This is a genomic window from Phormidesmis priestleyi ULC007 (genome assembly GCF_001895925.1).
GTDB classification, from domain to species: Bacteria; Cyanobacteriota; Cyanobacteriia; order Leptolyngbyales; family Leptolyngbyaceae; genus Phormidesmis_A; species Phormidesmis_A priestleyi_A.
This window is the reverse complement of record NZ_MPPI01000017.1, coordinates 16,176-36,184: the sequence shown is the minus strand read 5'-3', so window position 1 is coordinate 36,184 and position 20,009 is coordinate 16,176. Positions and strand designations below refer to the sequence as shown.

Annotated in this window: 20 protein-coding genes; 12 read left to right on the top strand and 8 right to left on the bottom strand. The window is 48.3% G+C overall.

What is annotated here, in order from left to right:
• The first annotated feature begins 97 nt into the window (after positions 1–97).
• The gene (locus BRW63_RS15445) at positions 98–1,603 is read left to right on the top strand and encodes a peroxidase family protein (RefSeq protein ID WP_073068885.1); all 1,506 of its coding nucleotides are present in this window, start codon (positions 98–100) and stop codon (positions 1,601–1,603) included.
• A gap of 183 nt (positions 1,604–1,786) precedes the next feature.
• Here BRW63_RS15445 and BRW63_RS15440 read toward each other — a convergent pair whose 3' ends face one another.
• From BRW63_RS15440 to BRW63_RS15420, 5 genes are all read right to left on the bottom strand, one after another.
• Positions 1,787–2,086, bottom strand: coding sequence for a type II toxin-antitoxin system VapC family toxin (locus BRW63_RS15440; protein ID WP_219898253.1), 300 nt, complete (start codon positions 2,084–2,086; stop codon positions 1,787–1,789).
• Positions 2,083–2,286 (bottom strand): hypothetical protein, encoded by a 204-nt coding sequence (locus BRW63_RS15435; RefSeq protein ID WP_073068886.1) that lies wholly within the window; start codon positions 2,284–2,286, stop codon positions 2,083–2,085. Before BRW63_RS15435 ends, BRW63_RS15440 begins: the two co-directional genes overlap by 4 nt.
• 103 nt (positions 2,287–2,389) lie before the next feature.
• The gene (locus BRW63_RS15430; protein WP_143161978.1) at positions 2,390–2,779 is read right to left on the bottom strand and encodes a restriction endonuclease; all 390 of its coding nucleotides are present in this window, start codon (positions 2,777–2,779) and stop codon (positions 2,390–2,392) included.
• A 201-nt stretch (positions 2,780–2,980) separates the two neighbouring features.
• Positions 2,981–3,961 (bottom strand): DUF6602 domain-containing protein, encoded by a 981-nt coding sequence (locus BRW63_RS15425; RefSeq protein WP_083582581.1) that lies wholly within the window; start codon positions 3,959–3,961, stop codon positions 2,981–2,983.
• Between the two features lie 60 nt (positions 3,962–4,021).
• Positions 4,022–4,600 (bottom strand): Uma2 family endonuclease, encoded by a 579-nt coding sequence (locus tag BRW63_RS15420; protein WP_073068889.1) that lies wholly within the window; start codon positions 4,598–4,600, stop codon positions 4,022–4,024.
• Between the two features lie 242 nt (positions 4,601–4,842).
• Here BRW63_RS15420 and proB point away from each other — a divergent pair, with 242 nt between their 5' ends.
• The 3 genes from proB to ftsE all read left to right on the top strand — a co-directional run bounded on the left by proB (position 4,843) and on the right by ftsE (position 7,656).
• Positions 4,843–5,955 (top strand): glutamate 5-kinase, encoded by a 1,113-nt coding sequence (proB, locus tag BRW63_RS15415; RefSeq protein WP_073068890.1) that lies wholly within the window; start codon positions 4,843–4,845, stop codon positions 5,953–5,955.
• Positions 5,956–6,041: 86 nt separating this feature from the next.
• Positions 6,042–6,857 carry a WecB/TagA/CpsF family glycosyltransferase gene (locus BRW63_RS15410; RefSeq protein WP_073068891.1) on the top strand — a complete coding sequence of 272 codons (816 nt, stop codon included), beginning with the start codon at positions 6,042–6,044 and terminating at the stop codon, positions 6,855–6,857.
• A 55-nt stretch (positions 6,858–6,912) separates the two neighbouring features.
• Positions 6,913–7,656 (top strand): cell division ATP-binding protein FtsE, encoded by a 744-nt coding sequence (ftsE, locus tag BRW63_RS15405; protein WP_073068892.1) that lies wholly within the window; start codon positions 6,913–6,915, stop codon positions 7,654–7,656.
• On the opposite strand, the gene BRW63_RS15400 is transcribed toward ftsE, so the two are convergent.
• Entirely contained in the window at positions 7,653–7,844 is a 192-nt protein-coding gene (locus BRW63_RS15400; RefSeq protein ID WP_073068893.1) for a DUF2949 domain-containing protein, read from the bottom strand. The two genes, ftsE and BRW63_RS15400, sit on opposite strands and share 4 nt — an antisense overlap.
• A 110-nt stretch (positions 7,845–7,954) precedes the next feature.
• Here BRW63_RS15400 and BRW63_RS15395 point away from each other — a divergent pair, with 110 nt between their 5' ends.
• From BRW63_RS15395 to BRW63_RS15365, 7 genes are all read left to right on the top strand, one after another.
• A complete protein-coding gene (locus tag BRW63_RS15395) occupies positions 7,955–8,725 on the top strand; it encodes a response regulator transcription factor (protein ID WP_317615769.1) in 771 nt (256 codons plus the stop codon).
• Positions 8,726–8,993: 268 nt separating this feature from the next.
• Positions 8,994–9,407, top strand: coding sequence for a hypothetical protein (locus BRW63_RS15390; RefSeq protein WP_073068894.1), 414 nt, complete (start codon positions 8,994–8,996; stop codon positions 9,405–9,407).
• Between the two features lie 112 nt (positions 9,408–9,519).
• A complete protein-coding gene (locus BRW63_RS15385) occupies positions 9,520–10,251 on the top strand; it encodes a response regulator transcription factor (RefSeq protein WP_073068895.1) in 732 nt (243 codons plus the stop codon).
• Between the two features lie 374 nt (positions 10,252–10,625).
• Complete coding sequence (locus BRW63_RS15380) at positions 10,626–11,825, top strand: HhoA/HhoB/HtrA family serine endopeptidase (protein WP_219898256.1); 1,200 nt, start codon at positions 10,626–10,628, stop codon at positions 11,823–11,825.
• Positions 11,826–11,934: 109 nt separating this feature from the next.
• Positions 11,935–13,620 carry a response regulator gene (locus BRW63_RS15375; RefSeq protein ID WP_073068897.1) on the top strand — a complete coding sequence of 562 codons (1,686 nt, stop codon included), beginning with the start codon at positions 11,935–11,937 and terminating at the stop codon, positions 13,618–13,620.
• Positions 13,621–13,772: 152 nt separating this feature from the next.
• Positions 13,773–14,477 (top strand): MotA/TolQ/ExbB proton channel family protein, encoded by a 705-nt coding sequence (locus BRW63_RS15370; protein ID WP_073068898.1) that lies wholly within the window; start codon positions 13,773–13,775, stop codon positions 14,475–14,477.
• Between the two features lie 92 nt (positions 14,478–14,569).
• Complete coding sequence (locus BRW63_RS15365; RefSeq protein WP_073068899.1) at positions 14,570–14,983, top strand: ExbD/TolR family protein; 414 nt, start codon at positions 14,570–14,572, stop codon at positions 14,981–14,983.
• Between the two features lie 71 nt (positions 14,984–15,054).
• On the opposite strand, the gene BRW63_RS15360 is transcribed toward BRW63_RS15365, so the two are convergent.
• Positions 15,055–16,317 (bottom strand): HhoA/HhoB/HtrA family serine endopeptidase, encoded by a 1,263-nt coding sequence (locus BRW63_RS15360; protein WP_073068900.1) that lies wholly within the window; start codon positions 16,315–16,317, stop codon positions 15,055–15,057.
• Between the two features lie 820 nt (positions 16,318–17,137).
• Here BRW63_RS15360 and BRW63_RS15350 point away from each other — a divergent pair.
• Positions 17,138–17,527 carry an AbrB family transcriptional regulator gene (locus BRW63_RS15350; protein ID WP_073068902.1) on the top strand — a complete coding sequence of 130 codons (390 nt, stop codon included), beginning with the start codon at positions 17,138–17,140 and terminating at the stop codon, positions 17,525–17,527.
• A gap of 253 nt (positions 17,528–17,780) precedes the next feature.
• Here the strand turns inward: BRW63_RS15350 and BRW63_RS15345 are convergent, their stop codons facing one another.
• Positions 17,781–19,724, bottom strand: a complete 1,944-nt coding sequence (locus BRW63_RS15345) for a chloride channel protein (protein ID WP_073068903.1) — start codon at positions 19,722–19,724, stop codon at positions 17,781–17,783.
• Positions 19,725–20,009 lie beyond the last annotated feature (285 nt).

Sequence of the window (20,009 nt, the reverse complement as noted above, 5' to 3'; positions counted from 1 at the left end):
TATGCTGCGAGATGTTATATTTTCGCGCTCTTAATACCTGATGGTTAGTCTGGAGGTGAATTTAAGCTAGACCGATCGCGGTAAGGAAACCCTTTATATGACCCGTCATGGAGCCATGCCTTTAGGAGGAGAGAACCCTCCTCGCTCTATCTACCACGACCAAGGAAAGTTTGGACGACTATTCCCAACGCTACCGCCCTTTGCAGGAGACAACCCCACCTTGCGAGCAGCCCTCAAAGAGATTGGTAAACAAGGCGGCATCATGGATGCCAAAGATGATATCAATGACCCCGTTGGACTAATTACCAAACCCGAAAAAAGTCTGGAAAATCCCAACAACCCAAACCTGACCGCAGGCATGACTTTTTTGGGTCAGTTTCTCGACCACGATATGACCTTCGACCCTACATCGAGTTTAGAACGTCAGCAAGACCCAGAAACGATCGCCAACTTCCGAACACCGACCTTGGCGCTAGACAACGTTTATGGGTCGGGTTCGATCGCCTCACCTCACTTATATGATCAAAACGTTGACTCTGGGCTGACCACCTTTCTGACCGAAGAAATCCCAGACTCAAGTACCGTGTCTCGCGATGGCAAACCCCGATTTGATCTACCTCGCAACAGTCAAAACGTTGCCCTGATTGGTGACCCCCGCAACGACGAAAACTTGATTGTCTCTCAACTCCACCTTGCCTTTTTGAAGTTTCACAACGCAGTCGTGGCGAGGGTCAAGCAAGAAACAGAATTGAAAAATCCGAATGAGATTTTTGCAGAGGCACAGCGCTTGGTCAGATGGCACTATCAGTGGATTATTGTGCATGAGTTTCTGCCCAAAACGGTAGGTCAAGAGATGGTCACAAACGTTTTGACCCATGGGCGGAAGTTTTATAACTGGCGCAACTTGCCCTTCATTCCTGTTGAGTTTTCGGTAGCAGCCTATCGATTTGGGCATTCGCAGGTGCGTCCCAGCTATCGCGCCAACTTTGGGGCAAAACCTGATGATAGTGAACAGTTTATTGCGCTGATCTTTGATGACGGCAGAGTCAATTCACCCGCACCCAATGATCCAGACCCCAATGACCTGCGGGGGGGTAAACGATCGAAACGCCGCTTTATTGACTGGCAAACGTTTTTTGATTTTGGAGATGGGCGATCGCGTCCTAACAAAACGATCGATACGAGGCTCTCGTCAGTGCTGTTTGATCTGCCGGGTATTCCCGGTATGGAGCCTCAGTCGCTTGCTCAGCGCAATCTGCTCCGAAATCTAGCATTTCGAGTACCTTCGGGTCAGAGCGTCGCGAAAGCAATGAATGAGAAGATTCTTGAGCCAAGCGATCTTGCTGACCTCAAGCACTTTGTTTTAGATACCCGTACGCCCCTATGGTTTTACGTGTTGCGCGAGGCAGACGTATTGGGTGACGGCAAGCGCATGGGTCCGGTAGGCGGACGCATTATTACAGAGGTGTTAATTGGTTTGCTAGAAGGAGACTCTTTGTCTTATTTGAAGCAAGATCCTGAGTGGATACCGACTCTCAGCACGACCGGAGACTTTAAGATGATTGATCTGCTTAAGTTTGCAGGAGTCGTGATCAATCTCTAGCGTTAACTTCAGCAATTTGAGCGATCGAGGGGCGTGGGCGATGCGTCCCGACTTGCCTTCAGATTGTTAGCTCTCCCGTAGCAGAGGCACAAAACCTGCTTGCCGAAAGTGTTCATCGTAGGGAAGTGCCTGTGAAATTCTTCGCTCTGGCATAATCAGAAATGAAGCACAGTCTATGAATCCCTACTCTTTATCTTGTCTCTGTGCGTAGAGAAGCAAAGCCTTATCAAATTGCTCATTGGTTTGGGAAATGATTTCAACATCTGGCTCTTGTTGAAGGCGCTCTACAACTTCGACAGCGCGTTGACGAAATCTTGAACCCATTGATGCGTAGTGATTGAGAAACTCCACTAACACCGTTTGACTTGTAACGATCGGTTGAGCCTGTATTGCTTGAGAAACTGTGAGTGCTTTAGTATGCAGTGCGTCATGAGGATTGAAAAGCGCAATCCAATATCCTGCATCAGCAAACACAGCCGTCATGAGTTTTTCGAGAGCTGATCATACAGATAATGTTTGTAATTGATGGAGGCATCACTGGGCACAGTTGTCCATTCTTCATCAGGAATCTGAGCGCCAATTTCGGCAACAATTTCCCAAATCGGTCGCTTAGTGGCGTTTTCTGAGGCGGAAGGCTTTGCATTCGCTACAGCATTGTCTTGTCCGGGCAGTGATGTTGTCATAATTTTAAGGTGTGCAAGTGCGCCTAAAATCTAGTTTAGTCTATGCAAAAAGCGGGCTGCGGAATTCTTTGATCTCGATCTTCTGCTTTGCAGTTACCGCAATCTACACGGCTTCGTCCATCTGCTCTAAAAAGATCGGTAACTGATTGTCTTCCTGGTTTTTGCGTTGGGCAGATTTAAGGACTTCCATGCTGAGAGGTACGTGCAATCGTAGACCGTTTTCGATCATGTCTTGAATGGTGACGATCGCAATCTTGTCATAGGAACATCCCATAATTTTGTGATGATAGAGTCCGCAAGTTTTGGCTTCTTGCAGCATATCTTTGGTGGGTTTTTTGAGGGTGATGAAGATGCCAAGGGCGGCTTTTTCGCGGGTCATTGTGCCCAAGAGATCGCGAATGTCACGAGAATCGACTTTGCCAGATTTGACTTGAAAGTCGTTCTTGTTCGCCAAGGCTTCGGCAGATTTCATGTCTCTCGGAATGCCTGTCATTTTGACGTTAAAGACGGCTGCTTCTCCATAGCTATCTTCGAGGCGTTTGAGAATTAAACTAATGCTTTAATAAGTGATGTCGATGCCAATCCATTTACGGTTAAGTTTTTGAGCAACAGCGATCGTTATTTCTGATGCCTTACTAGGGTTGACACTAAGCGCAGAGAAGATCTTTTTAGCAGAGGTTTAGAAGGAATGATCTCAAAACATGATCTGCCACTCGTCCCAGGGTTCACCATTTGACACTATGCTTCTTTCGACACCTGTTATATATCTCTCAAGTTTTACTTTGATTTCATCAGAATAAATATTGCTGTTCCAATACCTGACAGGACCACTACCAGAACCAGCTATATCAGTCAGGTCATAATAATCAGCAAGGCTACGGTACTCTTGATTCTCCCACGCCAATTTGTGAAATAAGTAAAAGATAAAAGCGCCTATTGGTTTAAAGTGCTCCATTTGATTCTCAAAGTTGTTTGTATGTCCTATGTATGCAGTAGTGGTTTCAAGCGATCGTCCAGAATGATTTGGTGGAGTCCTTAAATTGAGGTATTGATTCGGTGTCAAAAAAGTCTTCTTTGAGGAATGCCAAGATCCAAGATCGGCCACACAGATCAAGTCAATTGTTTTTCTTGGATGATCAACCAATCTGCGATCTTCTTCAACAAGTTTATTTTCAATATTTTCAACTGGTGTTGACCTATCGCCCTTCCAATAATGGGAATGTGCCAGTAACCCATATAATATTGGAGCATTTAGCTCCTTAAAGGGAGAGCCTTTTCTGGGCGTGAAGAATGACTTTATTGCAACACAACTTTCTAAAGCTTCAGCAATATGAGCAGCCTTGAGAGTGACTTTGCATTCAAAAGCAGCAGCTACACCTGCTGCCAAATAAACCTTCTTATTGAGTAGCTTCTTGGGGTAAGACGACTTTAGTACGATTACGTCAACTTGAGGACTGGTATTACCATCCTGGTTTATGATTCTGCCTTTCGTCACAATTTGATAGGTAGGTGGTAACCAATCCCTCAATAGTTCAGCCCAGTTCTCCTCTCCTTGATCTCCAGCAGTACCAGAATCTTCGGTAGCACGTTTCTGAATACGGGCATACTCCGAGGACATCTCTTGGCTGATTTGCGACATAAAATCGAAAAGATCATGACTTTTGATTTCTTCCAAATACTTCTATCTCCCTCTATAGAAAGCTAACGTCTAAGTTCTACAAAAATCATTGCTCCTCTAATCCCCTGCCTTCAAAATCTCTTCAGCCGTCAACTGCAAACTTTGGAGAATTTCAAGCTGAGGTTGAATACGATCGTTTCCTCGAAACTCCCTCACTTCATAGCTTCCACCGAGCAGATTGCAGACAGATATCTCTTGAGTTTCAGGGTCAATGATCCAATATTCGGGGATGGCGATCGCTGCATATTGCCCTAGTTTTGCCACATAGTCGCGGTCTCGCTGCAAGTCTCCAGGGCTAACCACTTCAACAACCAATAATGGAGGAGCCATCGACAGACGAATCGTGTTGCGCCGTTTCAGTTGTTCGATATGTTGTTCACAAATGATGGTCAGATCTGGGAATCGGTTGCGCGGTTCGCCTCTAACTTCGAGTTCTAGCCCATGAGGTCTGACTCTCAGATGTCCTACCAGTGGAAGAAATTGAGCCAGTAGAAAAACTGCAATTCCGACATTAAATCCTGGCTCTGGCGGCACTTCGATTAATTCTCCGTTGAACAATTCATACACATTATCCGTCCCGTCGTCATCGTCAAGATACTCCTCAAAACTTGAGAACCGTTGCTTTGTTTGGGTCATGGCGTTAGCTTTGCTCTAAGTGATATTTGTGCTTCACTAAGTCTTGTTCTGAGTTTTCTCAGGTGCTTAACTATAGATGCTAGTACATTTACCGTTTGTTCGCGATCGACATTCTCCATCCTGCACCCTACGGTTCTTTACTCTATGGTTAGCTATTCATCGTAGCGCAAAATTCATGAGTGATTCTCCATCTCTTTAGTGATTAACAGTCGCAATCATCTAATCATTATTTTAAATTTGCTATGGCTCAAACAGTAGTGGTCAAAATTGGTACATCTAGCCTGACTCAGCCTGAGACGGGTCAACTCGCTTTATCCACAATCGCTGCCTTGGTAGAAGTTCTCAGTACCTTACGACAGCAAGGAAGTCAGGTAGTGCTGGTGTCTTCAGGAGCCATTGGAGTGGGGTGCGCGAGACTGGGAATGACCGATCGCCCTAAATCGATCGCCCTTAAACAAGCTGTTGCCGCCGTTGGGCAAGGTCGCCTGATGCGAATCTACGATGACTTTTTTACGGCAATGCAGCAGCCGATCGCGCAAGTGTTGCTGACTCGTGGCGACTTGATTGAGCGGAGTCGCTATGTGAATGTCTACCGCACCTTTCAAGAGCTGTTGCAACTGGGAGTCGTTCCGATCGTCAATGAAAACGATACGGTTGCGGTGGATGAACTCAAATTTGGCGATAACGACACGCTATCAGCGCTAGTTGCCAGTTTGGTCGATGCAGATTGGTTATTTTTGCTCACCGATGTCGATCGCCTCTATTCCGACGATCCGCGCAGCAACCCTGATGCTCAACCGATCTCGCGGGTTCAAAGTATCAAGCAACTCGCAGAGCTTCAGGTGCAGACGGGCAGTGCGGGTTCTCGCTGGGGCACAGGTGGCATGGTGACAAAGATTGCGGCTGCCCAAATTGCGACGGGTGCCGGGGTGAGAACCGTGATCACTCAAGGACGATCGCCGATGAATCTCTTAAAGATTTTGGCAGGAGAAGCGATCGGCACTCAATTTGAACCGCAACCTCGCCCCTTTAATGCTCGTCAACGCTGGATCGCTCACGGCTTAGTCTCGACTGGAAAGCTAATTTTAGATGATGGAGCCGTCGAAGCAATTTCCAACGCCGGAAAATCTCTACTCGCTGCCGGAATTCTGCAAGTTGAAGGCGAGTTTGAGAGTCATGACGCGGTGACTTTATGCGATCGCTCTGGTCTTGAAATCGCTAAAGGGCTAGTGAACTACAGCCGCGAAGAGTTGCAGAAGATTCAAGGACACCAATCTGAAGAGATCCCCATAATCTTGGGTTATGAGGGTGCAGAGACGATCGTGCATCGCGACAATTTGGTGTTGAGCCACTAATCAGATTTGGGTGCAAAATTTGGTTGGTCAGTTAAAATCCATAGCTTGATAAGCTGATGGGGATGAGGAACGTGAGCCATTTAACGATGAAAACAGACCGCCAATTTTCGGTCATGGGGTTGCCCATACACTTGCGAGACGATTATTCTGGCTGGTTACTCGATCGCCTCGATCAGCGTTTGGGCTGTCATGTCGTCACTCTCAACGCCGAAATGACCATGCAAGCCGAGCAAAATTTTGCCCTGGCAGACATCATTCATCGCGCTGACTTGGTGATTCCTGATGGGGCAGGCATTGTGTTTTATCTGCGGCTCTATGGCAAGCGAGTTGCCCGATGCCCTGGCATTGAGTTGGCAGAGTCGATTCTCAGAAAAGCGGCTCAGTTTAACCTTCGTTCAGAATCTCTAGGTTCAAAGCAAACTTCTACGATCGAGTCCTCTTCAAACCCGGCTCTCTCAGTTTTCTTTTTTGGAGGTGCCCCAGACGTGGCTCAAATCGCCGCTGACCAGTGGCAAAAACAGTTATCGGGGTTGACGATCGCGGGCGTGCAAAACGGCTATCTTTCTGCTCAAGAAGAACCTGCTTTTCTCAAGACTCTACAAACGCTACAGCCGCAGATTATTTTTGTGGGCTTGGGCGTTCCTCGTCAAGAATTGTGGATCGCGGCGCACCGTCACCTCTGCCCCCAATCGCTGTGGATGGGGGTGGGCGGCAGCTTTGACATTTGGGCAGGTACCAAAACTCGCGCTCCCGGCTGGCTGAGAGATAACCATTTAGAGTGGGTTTATCGCCTCTATCAAGAACCCTGGCGCTGGCGAAGAATGCTGGCACTGCCACAGTTTGCCTGGCGATCGATCCTCTATCGGTTCACGAAACGCAACCCGGTCAGCACGAGACTTTGAAGTTTAGATTCGGGTCTTCGTGTTCTAATAGATTGAATTTCCATCGTCACGTCTCATGCCGCAAGTTCTCACCGATTCTTCTGGAAACGCGCAACGCGATCGCCGATCGTCGAGCCAGCCTCCTAATCAAGACAGCATCATTCAGCTTAAGGGTGTTAGCAAAACTTATCGCAATGGCAGTCAAGCGCTGATCGATGTCAGCTTAGAGGTCAAGCGGGGTGATTTCTTGTTTGTCACGGGCCCGTCGGGTTCTGGCAAATCTACCTTTCTCAAACTGCTTTATGGCGAGGAGTGTGCCTCTGAGGGCGAAGTCAGGGTAGACAATGATTTTCCGGCAACGCTGCGGGGCGATCGGCTCTCATTATTACGTCGTCGGATCGGCATTGTCTTTCAAGATTACAAGCTGATTTCCAGGCGTACAGTGACTGAGAATGTGTCGTTTGTGCTGTGGGCACAGGGCTATACGCGCAAAGAAATTAATCGACGCTTGCCCCCCGCACTCAAAATGGTGGGATTGCAGCACAAAGCAGAGTGCTTCCCAGAAGAGCTATCGGGCGGTGAGCAGCAGCGAGTTAGCATTGCTCGTGCGATCGTGGGCACTCCTCCCTTACTCTTGGCTGACGAGCCAACCGGAAACCTCGACCCAGACAATTCTTGGCAGGTGATCAAGATTCTTAAAAAACTGAATCAGATCGGCATTACGGTGATTGTGACGACTCACGATGAGAGTTTGATTCGTCTGTCCAATCATCCAGTTGTGCAGATTAAAAACGGGCGGCTATCGTCTGTGAATTATTAAATAATTTCCATTCGATCAAAAATTTGATCGAGTTGCGATAGCGTCACTAAGCCATATTGCCAAAGCACCATTGGCAATGCGGTCGTGTTTTGCTCAGACTGACGCGCAGCAAGCTCGATCGCTGCCGCCGGAAGTGCCAGTTCTTCTCTCAAAAATCGAATTAAGTCAAGCCTTCTCTTGAGTTCCATGAATTTTGCTATCCCTGATTAAAATTATATTAGATTGGTATTAAATTATGTAAAATTCTCTCATAATCTCCCAGGATGGAAATCTGTCTGAAGAGATAGGTCAAAAACTGTTGGATTCAATCAATTTAGATCCGATCGCGCTATTCAAAACAAGTCTTATGATTCGAGTGCTGCTTGTAGAAGACCAAGAAATTGTGAGGCGGGGTCTGAAGACGCTGCTAGAAACAAAGCCCGATCTCCAAGTGATTGGTGAAGCAGATAATGGTCACAGCGCGATTCGCTTTCTAGCCGACTGCCAAGCCAACGATCAACTTGAAGCGCCAGAAATAACTCCATTTCCCGATGTCGTGTTGATGGATATCCGCATGCCGGGGATGAATGGCGTAGAAGCAACCCGGCTAATTTGTCAGCAGTTTCCAGACCTCAAGGTTTTGGTTTTGACCACATTTAACGATACAGAATACGTTTCTGAGGCGCTGCGCTTTGGGGCCAAGGGATATTTGCTCAAAGACACTCCCGCCGATGAACTGGCTAAAGCGATCCGATCGGTTCACCAAGGCTATACCCAATTTGGGCCGGGAATCGTCGAAAAAGTGATTGCTAAAAAAGTGATGGCTGAACCGCCACCCACAAAGCCAGACTCACCGCAACCATTACCTCCCGGCTTGGCGGAACTGACCGATAGAGAGCGAGACGTGTTGCGATTGATTGCCGGGGGCGCAAATAACCGAGAAATCTCCCAAGCGCTCCACCTGTCTGAAGGAACGGTGAGAAATCACATTACACACATTCTTACCCGACTGAACTTGCGTGATCGCACCCAGGCCGCGATCGTGGCAAATTCCTGTCGCCCCTGGTTAGAAGGAAGAGACGAAAAATGAGAGATTGCATAACTTCATCAAGACGCACGTCTAAAAGGAGGTAGTCACTAGCGAGAGAATACACGATGACTAATCCAGTCCCACTCCATGACAAATCTCCTATCTCAGCCGTGACATCTATTCGATGTGAGCAACCCTTTAAACCCGGTAAATTGAGCCTGTAAATCTGGGGGCACTTAACTCCCATCAGGCTTAAATTCATGACCAAAATGGAAGAATTCAAGCTGATTTGCGGACGCACCCAAGCAAGTCTCCACACCGAATTCGCATGAGCAATCAAGTCTTTGAACCCAATCTGTTTGTCTTCCACAATGGCGAAACTCAGATTCAATACTCGATCGGTCGTCAATCAGGTGTTTCAGAACTCGATTATCAAACCGCGCTACTCGATCGTAGTAACCATTTTAGCGGTGACGAAATTAGCATCATTGCCATCGCGATCGGCAGACTGATCACCGTCACACTAGCGTCTGATCTCGCTCAACAAAGTGAGAAAATATTGACCTTGCTGTTACCCATTGTTTATCTACCTGTCGGTGTAATGGAGTATTCCATTCAGGCTGAGGTGATTCTGACGACTCGACGACTGCCGCAGCCGAGGGGTTGGCGGCGAGTTGAAGGACAAGTTGAAACCTATCAGACGCGATCGCTCAGTGGCATCGCGCGGCTAGTCGAATTTTGACTCATCCGCTTCTAGAGAAATCATCAACGTCATGCCTTTGTCCATTGCTCTGTTTATTGACTGACTTAACCACCCCTCGATCATTCATCTCACCCTTAAGAGGTCGCCCCCGATGAAACCTGATCAATCCCCTCCAATTCGCCTGTTGATTGTTGATGACCAAAGCCTGATTCGGCAGGGACTCAAAGCAATGCTAGAGATAGAGCCTGATTTGCAGGTGGTCGGCGATGCTGAAAATGGCAAAGTTGCGCTAGAACTGGTTGCCACTCTCCAGCCTGATGTCGTGCTGATGGATATTCGGATGCCCGAAATGGATGGCCGAACCGCAACAAAGCTAATTACTCAAAACTTTCCTAATGTCAAAGTTCTCGTCTTAAGCACGTTTGATGATGATTCTTATATTGCTGGAGCAATGAGGGCAGGGGCAAAAGGCTATTTGCTCAAAGATATGCCTTCGCGTGAGTTGGCAAATGCGATTCGCTTTGGGCATTATGGCTATACTCAATTTGGCCCAGGGTTATTTGATAAATTGTTGGCGACAGACGGGGTTTCGACTTCAACAAACCAAGCATCTCCATCAAAGCCTTCAGAAATCACTGCACGAGAACACGAAGTTCTACGGTTAATTGGGGTCGGGGCGACAAACCGCGAAATTGCCCAACGGCTTTACATCACAGAAGGAACTGTGAAAACCCATGTAACCAGCATTCTCAGTCGCCTCAATCTCCGAAATCGATCGCAACTTGCCATCTATGCCAATGCGGTTCCCAACGAGAAAAACAGCCTGTCAGGAAGATTAGGCAACCAATGGGAGGACGATCGAGCACTCTTAAACGATTCGTAGACTTGGATCTCGTCCATTAATCGTAAGGCCATGGCACTGCTGTGCCCATTGACACTGCCAGTAACCGATCCTATTTAATCCACGATCGTTAAGAACGTGGATTTATTAAGGTGCAACTTCTCGGACTCAACTAGCGCGTCTATCAGTTCGTTGATGGCTGCGTTTGAGTCGGCTTGTGCTCCCTAAATCTCCCATTCTGGGGGACTTTGAAACCGGGAATCTTGGCTCAAAGTTCCCTAATTTTGGGGGATTTAGGGGGCGAAAATCTCAGCCATGACGAATCAAGAGTTTGATCATAAGATTGACAGGTTATTTAATCCACGATCGTTAGGATATATTCCTAGAAGACAATCTCCTGCATGATTCAAAAATACATGTCAGCACCTGTGAAACAAATCCTTAAACACTCTGCGTTTTATCTGGCTCTATTAACTGCAAGCAGCAGTGTAGGATGTTCTGCAATTAGAGGCTCAAGTCAGCCCCAAGAACCCATTCTGAGCCAGACGGCTCCTGTGGCACCGACTCAACCTAATCAATTGACTCCAATTCGATCGAGCGACAATCCCGATTATGTGACTCAAGTTGTCAAGCAGACTGGGCCCGCCGTCGTGCGAATCAACTCGACTCGCACGGTGCAAGAAGAACTTCAAGACCCCTCGATCGAGCAATTTTTTGGCGGTCAGGCACCTCGCAAACAACAAGTGCAGCGAGGCACTGGGTCAGGCTTTATCACCAGCGCTGATGGTCGAGTCGTCACCAATGCCCATGTGGTCGAAGGAGCCGACAGTGTGGTCGTAGTGCTTACCGATGGGCGACGGCTACGAGGCGAAGTAGTCGGAACCGATCGCGTGACCGACCTGGCCGTAGTTAAAATCGACGCGACGGGGCTACCCACCGCAAGATTAGGAAACTCAGACAACTTACTGCCGGGGCAAGCCGCGATCGCGATCGGCAACCCGCTCGGACTTGACAACACCGTCACTCAAGGCATTATCAGCGCGACCGGACGATCGAGCGCTGATGTCGGCGTTCCGACTGAGCGCATTAACTTTATCCAAACCGATGCTGCGATCAATCCGGGCAACTCTGGCGGGCCGTTGCTCAACTCATCGGGTGAAGTGATTGGAGTCAACACTGCGATCATTCAAGGCGCACAAGGGTTAGGGTTTGCAATCCCCATCAACACGGTGAAACGGATCGCAGAGCAGCTTGCTACAAAAGGTCGCGTTGACCATCCCTATTTGGGCGTTCAAATGGGCGAGTTAAGCCCAGAGTTACGATCGCAGATCAATCAAAGCAATGCTGGGTTTAAAGTCAATCAAGACTCTGGCGTGATCGTGATCGCAGTTGCGCCTAACTCCCCGGCGGCTCGTGCGGGGTTGCGTCCGGGTGACGTGATTCAATCGGTTAACAATGTGGCGATTCAAAGTTCTCGACAAGTGCAAGAGCAGGTCGAAGCGAGTAGTATCGGCAACCCAATGCAAATCACAGTCAAGCGGGGAAATCAGACAGAAGCGATCGCGGTCAAACCAGAGCAACTGCCTGTGCAAGAAGCCGTCGATCGTCGAGGGTGAAGACTTAGTTGATGGATATTTGTAACCAATTATGAAGTCGCTCCCGGTCAAAATTCTAAGATCAGCGTAATCGCTTGAGTCGTGCCCTGTTCTGAAGGATGGTTTAAGAATGCGAATCTTGATCGTTGACGACGATGAGTTGATGACCCATGCTCTAACAGAAATTCTGACGGGCCAAAACTATGCCGTTGAAGTGGTCACCGATGGTCAAGCTGCATGGAACCTGATTGAAACCTTTGACTATGACCTGGTGCTGCTCGATGTGATGTTGCCCAAACTGGATGGCATTAGTCTTTGTCAGCACATCCGATCGCACGGCTACCCAATGCCGATTTTGCTCTTAACCCGGCGAGATAGCAGTCACGACAAAGCGATCGGGCTAGATGCTGGAGCCGATGACTATGTGGTCAAACCCTTTCAAGAAGAAGAACTGGTTGCCCGAATTCGAGCGCTGTTAAGACGCGGCAGCAACGCTTTGCAACCCGTGCTGGAGTGGGAACACCTGCGGCTTGACCCCAGCAGTTGCGAAGTGACTTATCAAGACCAGTCTTTAGCGCTAACCCCCAAAGAGTATGCGCTGCTAGAGCTATTTTTGCGAAACAGTCGGCGAGTGTTTAGCTGCGGCATGATCCTAGAACATCTCTGGACTTATAACGATATGCCCGGAGAAGAAGCGGTGCGAACTCATATCAAAGGGTTACGGCACAAGCTCAGGGCAGCAGGCGCGGCAGGCGGTCTAGTCGAGACGGTTTATGGCATTGGCTATCGGCTGAAGCCATCAGCAGGGGTGAAGAGTCGATCGCTCTCAACTCCAGCGCCATCAGATCAGGCGGCGATGTTGGTCAAGATTGCCGGAGTCTGGGAACGGTTTCAAGGTCATGTGAGTGATCAAATCTCGGTGATTGAAAGGGCGATCGCTGCCGTTGCTCAGGGCAGCGTGGATGCAGATTTGCTGGCAGCGGCGCAATTAGAGGCACATTCACTCGCGGGGTCGCTCGGAACATTTGGGTTTCCAGAAGGGTCGAGGTTGGCAGCCCTGATTGAGAGTGCTTTGAGAGATCATGACATTTCTTCAGAGCCAGTGCAAACTTGGGTGAATTCTCTGCGGCAAGAAATTTCTCAATCACCTAGTTCAACCTTAGAGAGTGCAGAATCTACGCAACCGTTGCCTCTGGCTCAGGTTCAGCAATTAGATCAGGCAGAAACCAAGATTTTACTAGTGGACGATGACCCTAAAATCCTGGCACTGCTGCAAACCTTGCTTCAGCCGTGGGGTTTGCAGGTAAGCACGATCGCTGACCCTCGTCAATTTTGGCAAACCCTAGAAGCCGTATCGCCCGATCTATTAGTGCTTGATGTTGAAATGCCTTATCTAAACGGCATCGAACTCTGTCAAGTGATTCGCAATGACCCACACTGGAGCGAGTTGCCGATCGTGTTTCTGACGGTTCACAAAGAGACCGATATTGTCAATCAAGTGTTTAGCGCCGGGGCAGATGATTTTGTCAGCAAACCGATCGTCGGCCCTGAGTTAGTGACGCGCCTTATCAACCGTTTAGAGCGCAACAAAAGACTTCATCGTCTGGCAAAAGCAACCGAGTCTCAACTCAATGAGGCGTTAGTCAAGGCTCAACAGTTACAAACCACGATCCAATCTTTGCAAGCTAAAGCAACGCTAAAAATGGCAACTGATGATTCAGAGTTGCCTATTGCAGAATGCGAACAAATCGATCGCATAAAAGACGAATTGATTTCACTCGTCAAATTGTTGGTCGAAATGAAGGTTCGTCATTAGCACTTTGTCAAAGATAGATTGAGACACGATCGCCTAACTCTTAAAGTCGAGATAACTGAACGCTTACCCTCGCTTAACCAGGCTCCCTAAAGAATTCAAGTATCCTATCGAAGGGTGCGTGTGTTTTGTGTCTAAAAAGTAACTGCCAGGATATGTCTAACTTATTTGAAACGATCGCGAAAGGTGGACTGACGATGATTCCCCTGGTGGGGATGTCGATCGCCACGATCGCCTGTGGTCTAGAAAGATCCTGGTTTTGGTTTCAACTAATGAGCCAAGAAGAACGCATTGTGCACGACGTGATAGAAGCGGCTCGATTTGATTTATCTAGAGCCGCTGAGATTGCTAGCCAAGCTCAAGAGTTAGCGATCGGTCGATTTTTATTGGCTCCGCTCAAACTCAAGCAGCCGACTCCTGAAACGTTTCGGTTAGCAATGGAAGCGGCTGCCGATCGGGAATTTATTCAAATGCGAAAGGGCGACAAACTTTTAGAATCGGTGGTTGGGCTGGCACCTCTTTTAGGGCTATTGGGAACCGTCACCGGATTAATTGCCACCTTTGCAAGCTTAAAAATTGGCGGCGGTGGAACTTCTGCTGACACCACCAAAGCCGCCGCAGGAATTGGTGAAGCGCTGATCACTACTGCATCTGGGATGGTTGTCGCAATTATCTCTCTAGCCATTTTTCGAGTCATGGTGACTCTACAATCTCGTCAGGTTGACTATTTTGGCAGAGTCGGCAGCGATCTGGAACTAATCTACCGTGAGATTTGGTATGAACCGACGTTTCATCACAATCACCATCAGTCTGATGATGACTATTCAAATGCAAGCAAGGTGCAGTTAATTGACAGCTAAAGAATGGTTTCTAAAAGGCTGCTGACTCTCAGTCAAAATTGCTTCAACAACCCCAAAGTCTACATAAGCTGAAATTAACAACGGTATGAGTGATGCGGTTTAAATCACAGCAAAAGCAATCAGAAATGCCAGAAGTCAACCTGGTGCCGATGATGGATGTGTTAATGACTATCTTGACATTCTTTATCATCATTGCGATGACATTAACTACGCAGCAAACCGTTAACGTCACACTACCTAGCACGAGTGCTGGCGCGATCGAGACCAAGGAACCCGACCCGCTAATCGTCGGACTCAATCTGCAAAATCAAATCATTCTGGCAGAAAAGCCAGTTTCCTCTGACGAATTGGGTCAAAAGGTTCAATCCTACCTGACTCAAAACCCCAAAGGAGTCGTAATTCTCAAAGCTGACAGCAAAATCCCTTACGAGCAAGTCGTTAAGCTGCTGGGCACCCTGCGCGACATGGGCGGCGATCGCGTATCGTTGGCGATCGAAGGCAACTAGTAGGGGCATGGCACCGCCGTGCCCATTGACTTACAAATAACCGACATTATTTAATTCACGAGCCTAACCGCTTATTCACTTTGAGCCGTCTGTGTCGGAAACGCTCCTGGCTGCACCGCAACCGTAGTCGCTCGCCCGTTGCGATTAACTTCTACTTGCAGTGATCCCCCTACAGAACTGGCTTCTACCGCGTTCTGAACCTGATCGGCTGTCTCCACCGCCTGACCATTGATCTTTTTGATCACGTCTCCTGCGCGCAGCCCAGCCCTCGCCGCCGGAGAATTTTGCATCACACTATAGATCAAGATCCCGCGATCGTCTTGCACCGAGAGATTGGCTTCCCGATCGCTGTTAATCTGTTTTTTCAGTTCAGGAGTCAGCGTCGTCATCCGAATTCCCAAATAGGGATGATTCACTTTTCCGGTTGCAATCAACTGCTGCGAAATCTTTTGCGCCGTATTGATCGGAATCGCAAACCCTAACCCTTGAGCGCCTCCCCCAATAATGGCAGTGTTCATCCCAATCACTTCACCGCGCTGATTTAATAAGGGGCCGCCTGAATTGCCAGGGTTAATCGCGGCATCGGTTTGAATAAAGCTAACTCGCTTGTCAGGAACGCGCACCTCAGCACTGGTGCGACCCGTCGCGCTAATAATTCCGGCAGTTACGGTGTTGTCTAACCCTAGCGGATTGCCGATCGCGATCGCCCACTCACCCGGACGCAACTGATCTGAGTTTCCGATCGTCACAACTGGCAGATTATTGGCCTGAATTTTGACTACCGCCACATCAGTTACAGGGTCTTGGCCCAACACCTTGCCTTGAAACTCTCGCCCATCTTTGAGTTTTACAGAAACCGTGTCTGCGCCATTCACAACATGGGAGTTGGTTAAGATTAATCCTTCCCCATTAATAATGAAGCCCGACCCGGTGCCTCGTTCAACCCTGGTAGACGGAGCATCGGGCAACTCTGAGCCGAAAAATTGTCGGAAAAAAGGATCGTTAAAAATTGGAGGAATCTGAGTTCTGACCGTTCGAGACGAATTGATTCGCACGACCGCAGGCCCGACTCGCTCGACTGCCGCCGCAATAAAGTTAGGATCTGTAGCAGAAAGAATAGCACCCGTGCGGCTCTGAGCCACTTGTGTCTCGGCAGCTTGAGCAATCGCAGGCTGCACCACTGGCACCGGGTTGGATGAAGATAACCAACGATCGCCGATTAAGGCCGTCCCGGCTCCGACGAGCGGCAACATCAAATAGATCGCAGGCTGCTTCCAAGAAAATTTGCGAGGCTTAATCGTTGAATGGGGATCTGAATCGTGGGGCGTTTTCATTGAGTCTCAACTCTCCTTGACAGTAACCATAGCTTTAGTAGCTCGAACCTAGACTATCTTTATGACGATCGGGTTGCGATCGCGTCACACACTCATGAATCTCACGGGCGATCGTGGATATTGACGCTCAACCCAGTCAACTTGCTCCCTGTTTTTTAAATTTGTTAAACCGTCATTGCAAGTTCATGCCTGAAACATGAGATTGACAAGCCTGCTCGATACTCTTTAACTACAGGTGAATGAATGGTAAGAGCGAGTTGATTGCCGCGATCTATCCAAAATCACCCTATCTGAATGGCAGCACTTGCAGCACTCCAAAGATAGGGCGAGGTGGGTCAGATGCAGTCTTCTCGCTCTTTTTTATATTTTATACATTTCCCAATCCGGTGAGATACATTCCGATCGACGCTAAATTTATCTTCAACTCGGCTCAATCAACACTCAGACAAAGCGCTTGGTTTCCATCAACTAAATCTTATTACTTGAATTTTCTTGGCTGCATTACAATCACAAAGATCAAATTGCTAATTTATCAATAGAGCGGTTTTGAAGGAAGGCAACCTCAAGCGCAGCATCAATAGACAAACACACAATTTAGTAGGTTTTTCTACAAGCCTCTGATTTAAAAGTTGAGCGTTTGAGTGTCTTAAAATATCTCTCGATCGGCTTTGCAAGTTTCTGAAAAATCGAATGTAAAAAAATCACAGCATCAGTGTAATATAAATCAAATGGTTAATATTGACTCAGGAAATGTTTCCTAAAGCAAGTTAGCCAAGTTAAAGTCGAGCAAACTCATCTTCATTATTTCAGACTCAAGTTGATGACTAAAAAGAAAAAGATTGAGCCTCTTATCGGTGAAGCCCTCCTCAAGAAAGTCAAAGAGCTAGAGACTCTTAGCAAAGAGGAAAAAGCGCGCGAGTGTGGCTATTACACCGTGACTAAGAACGGGGTTGAGCGAGTCAACATGATGAAGTTCCTCAATGCCCTGATCGATGCAGAAGGAATTGAACTCGACGGGAAACAAAACACTAACGGGCGCGGTGGGCGCAGCGCTAGCTATCGAATCAATGTTCAATCTAACGGGAACTTGCTGATTGGTGCTGCCTACACTAAACAAATGGAACTGCACCCCGGAGATGAGTTTGAAATCTCACTAGGGCGAAAGCACATTCACCTTCGTCAAGTTGAGCGTCAAGACGAAGCTTCTTGAAGTTGACTGCTCTCTCGTTCAATAGTCTTGAACCAGATTCTCTCGGCGATTCTGGTTAACTGTACTAAGGTGAGAAGGTGACTCTTAACCTCGAAGATTGACCTCTTAATTTTTTGCTGATTCAGTCTTATGGAAAATGTTGATTGGCTAACCGTAGTGCCTGCCGGACTCGCGATCGCCATTTTTATCGGCGGCATGTTGATGATGTTTACTGGCATCTGGACTGCCCGTAACAAATAGGGCTTCAATCGATTCAGAGTTTATCGACCAGAGACTTAACCCCCTGACTTGAATCGACTTCAGGCAGATCTAAGCTAATCTGTGCCTGAGTCAAAATCGATAGATAGGGCGTGAGTGCCTCGCGAGTTAACGCCAATTCACAGGCCAACGCCACATTTCCTTGCGTCAACAAACCCAAAAGCTGATGAGGCTTTTGGCGCGAGACAACAGGCAGTTGGTGAATGCCTTGGGCAGCCATGCGATCGAGCGCCTCGTTCACAAGCTCGTCGGGGTAAGTGTAAAGGATTTCATTGGTGCAAATTTCTCCAATAGTTTTGTTCATCAGAGACTGATCAAGCAAGCACACCTTAGCTTGAGTTTGTTCAAAACGGGCGATCGTGCGGTTGATGTCTTGCAGCGTGACGATACCAACTAATTGATCATCGGCATCTACGATCAGCGCACCGTGCAGATGTTGCTCGATGAGAGAAAGCCCCGCTTGCAGCAGCGGCAATGACTGCGGCAGCATCGCAAAGTTTTGCTGCATTGCCTCACCCACCAGCATTGCGTTTAAAACTTTTTGAACTCGGTCTTGCTCCGGGTCAGACTCGATTTGCTTTAGGTTTGAGCCTCGCTCTGGGCGGTGATTGAGCCGCTCTGCCAGCCAAGCACTCAAGCCAACGGCTGCCATTAGGGGCAACACAATTCGATAGTCACGAGTCATTTCAAACAGCAGCAAAATCGAGGTCAGAGGCGCATTCACACTCGCTGCCAAAACTGCCGCCATTCCCACCATCGCATAAGCAGGAGGAGCCGCAATGCTAGAAGCAAACCAGGGCAATGCAAACGGCAAAATCTTCCCATAAGCGGCTCCTAGCGTTGCCCCTAAAAACATGGCTGGGGCAAAGACTCCGCCGACTAAACCGCTCCCTAAACTCACCGCCGTGACTAATAGCTTGACGACCAGCAATGTGAGCAGCAGCCCTAGTGAGAATTCGACATCTCGCAGCATCGCCTCGACGGTTTCGTAGCCGACTCCTAAAATTTGGGGCAGTTGCAGCGCGACCAGTCCGACACACAGCCCGCCGATCATCGGCTGAATCTCTCGCGGCAGGTTGCCAAACCAGGCAAATCCCGGAATTTGTCCTTTAAAGCAGTCTTGCGCCCATTTTAGAGATTGGGTGTAGGCGATCGAGACCAAACTTGCAAACAGTCCTAACCCCAAATAGAGCGGCAACTCTAACGGGCTGCGAACTTCGTAGGCAGGGAGATTAAAAGCAGGTTGAGATCCTAAACCAATCTGGGCGACCAAAGCAGACACCACGGCTGCTAAGAGGACAACACTTGCCGCAGAAGTCGCAAATGTTGTGCCCAAAACGACTTCTAGGGCAAAAAAGACACCCGCGATCGGAGCATTAAATCCTGCTGCCAGTCCTGCCGCGGCCCCAGCTCCCAACAGCAAGCGCTGTCGTTCTTGAGAAACGCGCAGAGCCTGTCCTAAAAGAATGCCTAGATTTGCCCCAATTTCGACGCTGGGGCCTTCGGGCCCCAACGATGCCCCCGACCCAAGCGACACGGCGGCTGCCACCATTTTAGTCACCGGGCGAATTGCGGAGACTTCTTGCCCTGCCTGAACAGCGGCGATCAGAGAAGAAATGCCAGGGCCAAAATCTTTCCAGCACCAGCGCATCAGTCCAACCACAATGCCGCCCAACGTGGGGACGCACGCCAACGTCCACGCGCCTAAATGAGCGATCGTACCCATCAAATCTTCTAGCATCAAATGATGCAGAATCTCAATCAAGTAGCGAAATATCACCACGCCCATCCCGGCTCCGCCCCCAATCACGACTGCTAGAATCAGCACGATCGTCTCTGGAGAAGATTGCAGACGATTTAAAGTGTTAACAAAAGGAGGGGCAGTAGACGGTAAATTGGGTGGATCAGGCAGCAAGACTTTGAGCGGAGGGAGAGGCATCCAAGACTAATCACTAGATAGCATTAAACTTTATTTCTAACTTTCATTGTCAGTCATAGATCCCAGCTAAAACAAACAAATTTGGAATCTGTGAGGAGTGGAAAGCCAATCTTCAAAAAACGTGGGTAAACTAAGTAGGTAAGAATGCGTAATCGTAGCGAAAGCTGATCCGTGTCTTAGATTGTGGGGAGTGTCTCAAAACTAAGTCAAAATAGTTAGAGTTCTTGACCGCGAAGTTCCCCTGGTTTTAGAGTTGCCTGTTTGAGAAACTTGTCATTTTGTCTT

Bases quoted from the DNA above. Each gene is read 5' to 3' on its own strand.
- BRW63_RS15410 (WP_073068891.1), top strand. From the start codon at position 6,042: ATGAAAACAGACCGCCAATTTTCGGTCATGGGGTTGCCCATACACTTG.
- BRW63_RS15390 (WP_073068894.1), top strand. From the start codon at position 8,994: ATGAGCAATCAAGTCTTTGAACCCAATCTGTTTGTCTTCCACAATGGC.
- BRW63_RS15435 (WP_073068886.1), bottom strand. From the start codon at position 2,286: ATGACAACATCACTGCCCGGACAAGACAATGCTGTAGCGAATGCAAAG.
- BRW63_RS15380 (WP_219898256.1), top strand. From the start codon at position 10,626: ATGTCAGCACCTGTGAAACAAATCCTTAAACACTCTGCGTTTTATCTG.
- BRW63_RS15350 (WP_073068902.1), top strand. From the start codon at position 17,138: ATGACTAAAAAGAAAAAGATTGAGCCTCTTATCGGTGAAGCCCTCCTC.
- BRW63_RS15365 (WP_073068899.1), top strand. From the start codon at position 14,570: ATGCGGTTTAAATCACAGCAAAAGCAATCAGAAATGCCAGAAGTCAAC.
- BRW63_RS15420 (WP_073068889.1), bottom strand. From the start codon at position 4,600: ATGACCCAAACAAAGCAACGGTTCTCAAGTTTTGAGGAGTATCTTGAC.
- BRW63_RS15430 (WP_143161978.1), bottom strand. From the start codon at position 2,779: ATGACAGGCATTCCGAGAGACATGAAATCTGCCGAAGCCTTGGCGAAC.
- BRW63_RS15370 (WP_073068898.1), top strand. From the start codon at position 13,773: ATGTCTAACTTATTTGAAACGATCGCGAAAGGTGGACTGACGATGATT.
- BRW63_RS15400 (WP_073068893.1), bottom strand. From the start codon at position 7,844: ATGGAACTCAAGAGAAGGCTTGACTTAATTCGATTTTTGAGAGAAGAA.
- ftsE (WP_073068892.1), top strand. From the start codon at position 6,913: ATGCCGCAAGTTCTCACCGATTCTTCTGGAAACGCGCAACGCGATCGC.
- BRW63_RS15345 (WP_073068903.1), bottom strand. From the start codon at position 19,724: ATGCCTCTCCCTCCGCTCAAAGTCTTGCTGCCTGATCCACCCAATTTA.
- BRW63_RS15375 (WP_073068897.1), top strand. From the start codon at position 11,935: ATGCGAATCTTGATCGTTGACGACGATGAGTTGATGACCCATGCTCTA.
- BRW63_RS15440 (WP_219898253.1), bottom strand. From the start codon at position 2,086: ATGACGGCTGTGTTTGCTGATGCAGGATATTGGATTGCGCTTTTCAAT.
- BRW63_RS15385 (WP_073068895.1), top strand. From the start codon at position 9,520: ATGAAACCTGATCAATCCCCTCCAATTCGCCTGTTGATTGTTGATGAC.
- BRW63_RS15445 (WP_073068885.1), top strand. From the start codon at position 98: ATGACCCGTCATGGAGCCATGCCTTTAGGAGGAGAGAACCCTCCTCGC.
- BRW63_RS15360 (WP_073068900.1), bottom strand. From the start codon at position 16,317: ATGAAAACGCCCCACGATTCAGATCCCCATTCAACGATTAAGCCTCGC.
- proB (WP_073068890.1), top strand. From the start codon at position 4,843: ATGGCTCAAACAGTAGTGGTCAAAATTGGTACATCTAGCCTGACTCAG.